1 protein-coding gene is annotated in these 380 nt (G+C 61.3%); it reads left to right on the top strand.

All coding sequences use genetic code 11. The features are described from left to right. Positions 1-380 (top strand): LexA family transcriptional regulator (locus JV201_RS13370; protein ID WP_219407059.1); only part of this gene is annotated, 380 nt, incomplete at both ends.

Below are 380 nucleotides of genomic sequence, written 5' to 3'. Positions count from 1 at the left end.
AGCCCACCAAATCATTCCGCTACCCGGTTGTGAGCTGGGTTGCTGCAGGCGCCTGGGCGGAAGCAGTGGAGCCCTACCCGGCCGGGATCTCGGACACCTACGAGTTTTCGGAGTACGACTCTAAAGGCCCGGCGTTCTGGCTGACAGTTAAAGGTGACTCGATGACGGCCCCCGCCGGTCAGAGCATCACCGAGGGCACTCTGATCCTGGTGGACACTGAGGCTGAAGTTGCACCAGGTAAGCTGGTCGTGGCCAAGCTCCCAGACAGCAACGAGGCGACCTTCAAAAAACTGGTCAGCGACGGCGGCCGGCTGTTCCTGAAGCCGCTGAACCCAAGCTACCCGATTGAGGCAGTCGACGAGAACTGCCGAATCGTGGGC

Origin of the sequence: Pseudomonas sp. Colony2, assembly GCF_019382755.1 — a bacterium.
In the GTDB taxonomy this organism is placed as follows: domain Bacteria; phylum Pseudomonadota; class Gammaproteobacteria; order Pseudomonadales; family Pseudomonadaceae; genus Aquipseudomonas.
The sequence above is the reverse complement of the archived record's forward strand: the minus strand, read 5'-3'. Positions and strand labels throughout refer to the sequence as shown.